The organism is Streptomyces sp. NPDC029044 (assembly GCF_040637495.1).
Classification (GTDB): domain Bacteria; phylum Actinomycetota; class Actinomycetes; order Streptomycetales; family Streptomycetaceae; genus Streptomyces.
Window position 1 is genome coordinate 56,053 of record NZ_JBEZWN010000033.1, and the last position, 6,649, is coordinate 62,701.

Consider the following 6,649-nt stretch of genomic DNA (forward strand, 5'->3'; position numbering starts at 1 on the left):
GGTGCCAGTCACCACCGACAGTCGGGGGTGCGGCATCCCCGGCGCACCCCCCGCGCACCCGCATCCGTCAAGCCGACACCAACAGCCTCACCCGCCGGGCATACGCCAGGGACTCGGGCGTGAGCACGGGACGCGGCACCAGGATTCCGCAGTCCGTGCAGACCGGACCGGACGAGGGTTCGTGGTCCAGGTCGTACCTCCACATGAGCTGCGCACCGCCGCACACCGGGCAGGCCGAGCCCGGTTCGCGCTCCAGCGCGGCGATCAGCCGGCGCAACACCTCGGCCAGCGGTTCACGGGGATGGACCGCCGGATCGTCGCACCACGCCACACCGAAACCGCCCCAGGTCAGCCGGTGCCAGTCGTCCACACTGCCCGGCCTGCGCAGCCCGTCGTGCTTCTCCTTCTTGCGGCGCTCGGCGAACTCGACCTCGTAGGCCAGCCAGACCGCCCGCGCCTCCTCCAGCTCGTCCAGTGCGGCCACGAGCCGCACCGGATCAGGGGAGCGGTCCTCGGGACCGAACCCCGCCCGGGAGCACAGATGGTCCCAGGTCGCCCTGTGTCCGTAAGGGGCGAACCTCTCAAGGCACTTACGCAGCGAATAGCGCCGCAAGGCCAGATCGCACCTCGGATCGCGGACCTGTCTCGCCAGACTCCGGAAACCGGCCATCGTCCTGCACCTCCGTCACACCTGCACCTGTAATCCGGTCACTTCGGCGTCGTCGAAAGGACGTCGCCGAATAGACGTATCGACAAGCGAATCGGCTCCATCCGATTTCAAATGCCCTCCATAAGCGGCCCCGAGAGGCTCGCGAGTCGACTGCCGTGGTCCGTGTGTCTGTTGTGCCGACTTCAAAAAGTGACGCTTGTTCATCTTCAAGCTGGGGGATACCGGCGGTAACATCCGGCCCACCCCCGTCGGGAGGAGCCCCCCATGCCACGGCGTGCCCCACGCACCGTTCTCGACAGAATGAGAACTCCCAGCGGAATCCCCGGGTTCCTGAAGACAGCATCGGTATGCGCCCTGATCTCAGGTCTCTTGTCGCCGCTTGCCCCGGCTGCCGCCTCGGAAACAGCGACCATGCAGGCCGAGGCCGCGGTGAACGACCACTGCGGCAACCAGTGTTCGGACATCCTCCCGCCGGGCCAGAACGGCAACGCCACCCTCGCCCAGATCCTCCTCAACCAGGCCTTCGGCACCCAGCCCGAGCACGCCGAGGACCAGCTCGGCCCCTACGCCAACCTCGCCAAGGGCTACCCCGGCCTCACCAACGACAAGATCAACACCTTCTTCAACGACGCCTCCTTCGGGGTCCCCGCCGACCAGGTCGCCTCCAGCCTCAAACCCGCCGGGCGCAGCGACGTGACGATCGTCCGGGACAAGAAGACCGGTGTGCCGCACATCACCGGTACCACCCGGTACGGCACGGAGTTCGGCGCCGGCTACGCGGCAGCCCAGGACCGGCTGTGGCTGATGGACGTCTTCCGGCACGTCGGACGCGGACAGCTGACCTCCTTCGCGGGCGGTGCGCCCTCCAACCAGGGCCTGGAACAGCAGTTCTGGCGGCACGCCCCGTACACCGAGGCCGATCTACAGGCGCAGATCGACAACGCCGTCGCCACCAACGGCGAGCGCGGGAAGCAGGCCCTCGCCGACGTCAAGGCCTACCTCGACGGCATCAACGCCTACATCGACGCTTCCGACAAGGGGCGTACCTTCCCCGGTGAATACGTACTCACCGGCCACAAGGACTCAGTCACCAACGCCGGCACGATCGAGCACTTCAAGATCACCGACCTGGTGGCGCTGGCCTCCGTCATCGGCGCGCTGTTCGGCTCCGGCGGAGGCGGCGAGGTCAACAACGCCCTCTCGCTCATGGCCGCCCAGGAGAAGTACGGCGTCGCCGAGGGCACCAAGGTCTGGGAGTCCTTCCGGATGCGCAACGACCCGGAGGCCGTCCTCACCCAGCACGACGGCAGCTTCCCGTACGCGACCAAGCCCGCCGACCCGCAGGGCGCGGCCCTGCCCGACGCCGGCTCGGTGAAGCCGGAGCCGCTCGTGTACGACCGCACCGGCAGCGCCGCCACGGCCGGTGCGACCGGCGCGTCCCGCGAAGCCGCGAAGACCGCCACGTCGTCCGCCAAGCGCGGCATGTCCAACGCCCTCGTCGTCAGCGGCAAGCACACCGCGAGCGGCCACCCCGTCGCCGTGTTCGGCCCGCAGACCGGCTACTTCGCCCCCCAGCTGCTGCTCCTCCAGGAGATCCAGGGCCCGGGCATCAGCGCCCGCGGCGCCTCCTTCGCGGGCTTGAGCATGTACGTCGAGCTCGGCCGCGGCCAGGACTACGCCTGGAGCGCCACGACCTCCGGCCAGGACATCATCGACTCCTACGCCGTCGAACTGTGCCGGGACGACTACCACTACCTGTACCGCGGCACCTGCACGCCGATGGAGAAGGTCGAGCAGAAGAACGCCTGGAAGCCCACGACCGCCGACGGCACCGCGGCCGGCTCGTACACCATGCGCGTCTGGCGCACGAAGTACGGGCCCGTCGAGTACCGCGCCACGGTCGGCGGCAAGAAGGTCGCCTACACCACCCTGCGCTCGTCCTTCCTGCACGAGGCCGACTCCATCATCGGCTTCCAGATGCTGAACGACCCGGACTACGTCAAGGGCCCGGACTCCTTCCAGAAGGCCGTGCAGCACATCAACTACACCTTCAACTGGTTCTACGCCGACTCCGAGCACACCGCCTACTACAACAGCGGCGACAACCCGGTGCGCGCGGCCGGTGTCGACGCCGAGTTCCCGGCGTGGGCCCGGCCGGCGTACGAGTGGCGCGGCTGGGACCCGGCGACCAACACGGCCGACTACACCCCGCCCTCCGCCCACCCGAACTCCATCGACCAGGACTACTACGTCTCCTGGAACAACAAGCAGGCCAGGGACTACACGACCGCCCCCTGGGGCAACGGGTCCGTGCACCGCGGCAACCTCCTGGAGGACCGGGTGAAGAAGCTCGTCCAGCAGGGCGGGGTCACCCGGGCCGCCCTCGTGAAGGCCATGGCCGACGCGGGGCTGGCGGACCTCCGGGCCGAGGACGTCCTGCCCAGGCTCCTGAAGGTCGTCAACAGTTCGCCCGTCACCGACCCCGCCGTCGCGGCAGCCGTGAGCAAACTCCAGGCCTGGAGCGCCGCGGGTGGCAAGCGGACGGAGACCGCCGCCGGCTCGAAGAAGTACGCCGACGCCGACGCGATCCGCATCCTCGACGCCTGGTGGCCCCTGCTGGTCAAGGCCGAGTTCGAACCCGGCCTCGGCAGCGGGCTGTACGCGGCCATGACCGCCAACCTCCCCGTCGACGAGTCCCCGTCGGCCGGGCACGGCCCGACCGGCTCGCACGCGGGCAGCTCCTTCCAGTACGGCTGGTGGAGCTACGTCGACAAGGACATCAGAGCGGTCCTCGGTGAGCAGGTGAAGGGACCGCTGGCCCGCACGTACTGCGGCGACGGCAGTCTCGCCGCCTGCCGGGACACCCTCGTCAGCACCCTGAAGGCGGCGGCCGGCAAGACGGCGGCCCAGGTCTACCCGGGTGACGACGTGTGCGCTGCCGGCGACCAGTGGTGCGCCGACTCGATCAACCACCGCACCCTCGGCGGCATCAAGCACGGCAAGATCAGCTGGCAGAACCGGCCGACCTACCAGCAGGTCGTGGAGTTCACCTCACACCGGTGACGCACCGCCTGGCGGCGGGTCAGCGGACCCGGCCCGCCGCCAGGACCAGCCGGGCCAGTTCCGCGTGCAGGATGTCGCTGTGCGCGCCGGCCGGCGGCCCGCCGCGTCTGACCACCGCCGCCGCGTCGACGTTCACGCACCCCGAGGCGGGCAGCCTCGCCTCCAGGGCCCGGGCGAGGGTGTGAGCGCGCGTGCCCGGCACGGCCTGCACGCCGTCGTACCCCATCGCGCCCCACTTGGCGCCCAGGACCCGCCCCACGACCGGCTCCGCGGCCGACCGGCTGTCGCCCGCCATCCGCGAGGCCAGCGGATACATCGTCCCCAGGGCCGCGTCGTGCCGGGAGTGACAGCACACCAGGGGCCCGTCGACGCGGTTCTGCTGCCCCTGGAGCACCCCTCCCGCCCGGGCGTCGTGCGGCAGCCGGGCCGCGAACGCGTAGTGCGAGAAAGCGCCTTGGAGCAGCGTCACCGACTTCACCGTGCGCACGCCCTCGGGCAGGCCCCGCAGCGCGAACGACACCAGCCGCGCGCCGAAGCTGTGCCCGACCAGGTGCACCCGCACCCCCGGCGCCGCCTTCGCGAGCTGCCCCACGACCCGGCCGAGCCCCCGCTCCCCGACGGTTCCCGCGCGCCGCTTCATCGCGTAGTACGTCGCCTGCCGCAGCAGTTCGTGCGCGCCGTCCCAGGGGTTGGGGATCCGGAACCCCCGCGGCGCCCCGGACGCCTCCAGCTCCGCCAGGGCCCGCGCGAACTCCTCGCAGGCCGCCGCCGACGACCCGGCGAACATCTCCGGCTCGCTCTGCGGCACGCCCTCCGCCACCGTGTCCGCGGCGAACAGCGCCTGCGGCCCGGGCGCCACCACCTCCACCAGGGTCCGCACCAGCCGCCCGAACTCCTCCAGTTCGGCCTCCTCCGGCGGCTGCTGCTCCAGCAGCCGGGCGATCTGGTCGACCAGGATCGCCCGGCCCGGGAAGGTGTCCAGCAGGGCGTGCCGCGTGTCCTTGTCCAGCACCGGGCGCCTCGGCGGCTCGGCCGCCACGGCCCTGGGGAAGTCCGGGATCGGCTCGTCGGAGAACCGCATCGCCGGCCACAGCACGCCGACGTAACCGATCCGGGCCGCCGGGGCCAGTCGCGGCACGGGCGCGAAGAAGCGGTCGCAGAGGCGGGTCGCGCCCGAGCGGTCGGTGTTCCAGCCGTGCGCGAAGACGATCAGGTCGCGCACGCCCCGCTCGCGCACCCCGGCGAGCAGCCGGTCGCGCCGGCGGCCCTCCGGGTCGCCGTCCGCGTCGAAGGCCACCTCCCAGTAGGGAGCCACGCTCATCGCCGGATCCGCCATGACAGGCCCCCTGGTCCCCGGGTGACGCCACGATGTGGGCGCATCGTCCTGCCAACGGGGGAGCTTGGCCAGACGTCACGGGCGTATTCGGCTCAGCGGTAGTGGAGGTACTTCCGCCGCATCCTCCGGAACGCCGCCAGGTCCTCCCGCCACCCGGCCACCACCTCGTCGGTGTCCGCCCCCGCGTCGATCATCGTGCGCACGCGCGCGGAGCCGGTGAGTTTGTCGATCCAGTTGTCCGGGCGCCAGGCGAAGCCGCTCCAGACCCGCTTGGCGGTGACGAGCAGGGCGATCCCCGTCCGTACGGGATCGAAGGCGGCCCGGTCGTGTACGTGGACCTGCACACCGCCGATCGTCTTCCCCTGGAACTTCGAGAAGGTGGGCGCGAAGTACGCCTCCCTGAACCGCACCCCGGGCAGGGCGAGTTCATTTGCGGCGGCCGCCCAGCGCCGGTCGACGCCCTCCGCGCCCAGCAGCTCGAACGGCCGGGTCGTGCCGCGCCCCTCCGACAGGTTCGTGCCCTCGAACAGGCACGTCCCCGAGTACACGAGGGCCGTCTCCGGCGTCGGCATGTTGGGGCTCGGCGGCACCCACGGCAGGCCGGAGGCGTCGTAGAAGTCCGACCGCTGCCAGCCCGACATCGGCACGGTCTCCAGCGGCACGGGCTCGGTCAGGAACTCTCCGTTGAACAGCCGGGCCAGCTCGGCGACGGTCATCCCGTGGGCCTGGGAGATGGGCTGCCGCCCGACGAACGTGGCGAACTCCTTGTGCAGGACCGGGCCGAGGGCCGCCCGGCCGGTCACCGGGTTCGGCCGGTCCAGCACGACGAACCGCTTGCCGGCGAGCCGGGCTGCCTCCATGCAGTCGTACAGCGTCCAGATGTACGTGTAGAAGCGGGCGCCGACGTCCTGGATGTCGAAGACGACCGTGTCGACGCCGGACGCGGTGAAGACGTCGGCGAGCGGCCGGCCGCTCTTGAGGTACGTGTCGTAGACCGGCAGGCCGGTCGCCGGGTCGTCGTAGCGGCCCTCGGAGCCGCCCGCCTGGGCGGTGCCGCGAAAGCCGTGCTCGGGGCCGAAGACGGCCCTCAGGTCCACCCGGGTGTCCGCGTGCATGACGTCGACGATGTGGCGGGCGTCGCGGGTGATGCCGGTGGGGTTGGTGACGATCCCGACCTTCTCGCCGTCGAGCAGGGAGTAGCCGTCCTGGGCGAGTCGTTCGAAGCCGGTGCGCAGGTGCCTGCGGCGCGGGGTGGCGGACGCGGTGGATGTGGCCGATACGGCTGCTGCCGTGGCGGTGGTGATGACGGCTCGTCTGGAAGGGCGCATGCGGTGACCTCCTTGAGCGGGGACGGTCGGCATGGGCACGGTATGCGCTGCCGCGGGCTGCGGGGAGGCTGCGGGGCGGTCTGTGGCTTGTCGCGCAGTTCCCCGTGCCCCTTTCAGGGCGTTTCGGCTGGGCGCGGTTTGTGTTTCCGCGGGTTGTGGGGAGGCTGCGGGGCGGTCTGTGGCTTGTCGCGCAGTTCCCCGCGCCCCTTTCAGGGCGTTTCGGCTGGGCGCGGTTTGTGTTTCCGCGGGTTG

The 6,649-nt window shown here is 71.1% G+C and carries 4 protein-coding genes; 1 reads left to right on the forward strand and 3 read right to left on the reverse strand.

Features of this window, described 5'->3' with window-relative positions; all coding sequences use genetic code 11:
• Window positions 1-67 precede the first annotated feature (67 nt).
• Window positions 68-670 (reverse strand): hypothetical protein, encoded by a 603-nt coding sequence (locus AB0E85_RS24490; protein WP_361930873.1) that lies wholly within the window; start codon window positions 668-670, stop codon window positions 68-70.
• 264 nt (window positions 671-934) lie between these two features.
• Between AB0E85_RS24490 and AB0E85_RS24495 the strand changes: the two genes are divergently transcribed.
• Entirely contained in the window at window positions 935-3,733 is a 2,799-nt protein-coding gene (locus AB0E85_RS24495) for a penicillin acylase family protein (RefSeq protein ID WP_361930876.1), read from the forward strand.
• Between the two features lie 19 nt (window positions 3,734-3,752).
• Here AB0E85_RS24495 and AB0E85_RS24500 read toward each other — a convergent pair whose 3' ends face one another.
• Both AB0E85_RS24500 and AB0E85_RS24505 read right to left on the reverse strand, forming a co-directional pair.
• Complete coding sequence (locus AB0E85_RS24500) at window positions 3,753-5,069, reverse strand: serine-threonine protein kinase (protein ID WP_361930879.1); 1,317 nt, start codon at window positions 5,067-5,069, stop codon at window positions 3,753-3,755.
• A 92-nt stretch (window positions 5,070-5,161) separates the two neighbouring features.
• Window positions 5,162-6,397: a DUF1343 domain-containing protein gene (locus AB0E85_RS24505; protein WP_361930882.1), complete on the reverse strand. Its 1,236-nt coding sequence runs from the start codon at window positions 6,395-6,397 to the stop codon at window positions 5,162-5,164.
• Between the last annotated feature and the right edge of the window lie 252 nt (window positions 6,398-6,649).